General features: G+C 76.0%; 1 protein-coding gene and 1 pseudogene. Both read right to left on the bottom strand.

Translation table 11 applies throughout. The features are described from left to right. The coding region (locus AC2CHG_RS31025) for a right-handed parallel beta-helix repeat-containing protein (protein WP_484526161.1) at positions 1-1,561 on the bottom strand (1,561 nt) is incomplete at its 3' end. A 4-nt stretch (positions 1,562-1,565) separates the two neighbouring features. Next, positions 1,566-2,620: pseudogene (locus AC2CHG_RS31020) on the bottom strand (hypothetical protein); the annotation flags it as partial.

Here is a 2,620-nt window from a genome sequence, read left to right as displayed (position 1 = left end):
GCGCCGGGGTGGCCTGCGGGCGGCCCACCGTCAGCGCCTCGGTCGTCACTGTGGCGCCGGGCGCGCGGCGGACGTCCTCGGCGCCGCTGTCGCGCACCACGCACCGGGTGAGCGCCACCGGCTCCACGGTGTCCACGCCGATGCCGGCCGCGCCGCTGCCGAGCACCTCCCCGTCGCTCACCGACCCCCGGGAGCCCGCCTCGAAGACGATCCCGTCGGCCCGGGCCTCCCGCACCCGGGTCTGCGTGACGGTCGCCGACCCGGTGACCCGCAGGCCGTCGCGGGCCGCGCCGACGATCTCGCTGTCCCCGAGCCGGAGCGTGCCCTCGGCCAGCGCGCCGGAACCGCGCAGCAGGGCCGCGCGCAGCGTCAGGTCCGCGCCGGTCCCCACCCGGACGCAGGCCGCGCCGGTGCCGGTGAGGCGCGCCTCGTGGACGACGCCCCGCGCCGGCCCGGTCAGCGCGAGCGCCGTCGCCTCGCCCGCGTCCACCACCAGGTCGGCGCCCTCCAGCGAGGCGCCGTCCTGGACCAGCACCCCGCCGCCGGTGGTGATCTCGGCGCGCAGCCGCTGGAGCACGACAGCCGACTCACCGGCGAGCACGGCGACGTGGTCGCGCGTGCCCCGCACGGTCAGCCCGAGGAACCGGGGCGCGCCGCCGTTGACGGCGATGCCCACCGGCGCGTCCTCGACCGTGCAGTCGGTGAAGGTCGGCCGGCCACCAGCGAGCACCTGCACGGCGGTATGGCCGGCGCCCCCGAACGTGCAGTTCCGGAACTCCGGCGACGCGCCCTCGGCGATGTGCGCCGACTGCACCGCGGCGCCGATGAACGTCGAGTCGCTGATCTGCACGTCCGCCTCGCCGCGGACGAAGACGTCGACGTTGCCGCTGCCGGTGACGGACAGGCCGCGGATGCGGGCCCAGGCCCGCTGCTCGACCACCAGGGCGGGCTTGCCGGCACCGGTGATCTCGCACTGCTCGATGGTGAGCCGGGCGTCGCCGCCGACGCACACGCTGTTCGCACCCGCCGTCCGCAGCCGGCACCGGCGCAGCGTCAGCGCGCTCTGCTCGCCTGCCACCACGCTGCTCGTGGCGACGTCGTGGACGTCGGTGTCCTCGATCGTGCTCGACCCGGCCGACATCACCACCACGCCCGCGCCGGCCGAGCTGGTCACGTCGCAGCCGCGCAGCGCGACGGTGCCCTGCATGCGGGCCAGCAGCGTCACCCAGGAGGCGCCACTGACCCGGCAGTCGTCGAGCGCCACCTCGCCCGCGTACACGTCGACCGCCGCCAGCGTCGTGTCGGCGCTGCTGAGCGTGATGCCGCGCAGCTGGGCGCCCTCACCGCGGACGACGAGGACGCTGCCCTCCTCCACGTGCACCTCGACGGTGCCGGGCTGGGCCGCGCTGATCGTCACCCGGTCGGCGACCACCAGCTTTTCGACGTACCGGCCGGGGTGGACGTCGATGGTGGCGCCGGGCTCGGCCCGGGACAGCGCGGAGCCGATCGTCGGATAGGACCCCGGCTTCCGGTCGCCCACCACAAGAACCTGCCGACTCACCGCGTCATCCCTTCCGGTCCAGCCCGGGCAGCACCCGCAGGCGCCCGCGGGCCGCCGCGCCGATGCGTACCCGGGGCTCGGCCGAGGCCCAGCGGTCCACGCTGCGCCGCAGCGACGTGAGCGCCAGCTCGTCCAGCGACACCCGGTTGGAGTCGACCCGGCCGGTGTCGTCGATCTCGTTGGCGCCGATCTCCCGCAGCAGGACCGCGCCGCGCTCCCCCTCGGAGGGCCGGCGCAGGTCCAGCACCTTGAAGTTCGTGCCGGGCAGGAACAGCACCCGGTCCTCGACGTGCTCGTCCCCCTCCGGCTCCAGCAGGCTGGTCCGGCGGGCGGTCATCGACCAGATCAGCACGTCGGTGTCGCCGTCCTCGGACGCGCACGGCTGGGTCAGCGCGTTGACGAAGCTCCAGTCGGTGACCAGCCGCCGGTCCTGGTAGAGCGCCCACTCGCCGTCGGTCGGCGACAGCCGGTAGACGGTGGTGCCCCGGAACGACGGCATCCGGGAGACCCCGGCGACCACGCAACGCGCGAACGGCACGTGCGGTCCCTTGCGGCCGGAGCGCAGACCGGCGTCGACGCCCGGTCCCCGGCCGGTCAGGTAGAGCCGCAGCGCGACCGTGTCGGCGAGCACGTCCTCGGTGGACACGCCGGAGCCCTGCATGCCCGGGTGCTCGGACATGATCCGGGACACCGAGCTGGCCATCACGTCGAACTCGCGACTGAGCGTGCGGCGCAGCCAGGCGCGCTCGTCGGCGAGTCCCTTCTTCTCCGACAGCAGCGCGCCGGCGCCGGCCGAGGGCACCGGCTGCACGCGTGCCTCGGCGGCCACCTCCGACGGTTCGGCGGCCTCCGCCGGTTCGGCGTTTCCCGAAGACGGCTCGGGGGCGTCCGACGGCTTGACGTGTCCGGCGGGTGCGGCCGGTCCGGTAGGTGCGGTCGGTCCGCCGGGTTCGACGGTCCGCGCGGGCGCGGTCACGGGCGACGGGCCGGCTCCGGCGGACGGCAGGTCGACCGCGACGACCGGCATCGACGGCGGGGGCGCGACCGGCGCCGCCGGAC

The organism is Micromonospora sp. ATLC20 (assembly GCF_057196585.1).
This window is presented reverse-complemented; position numbering and strand designations above follow the sequence as displayed.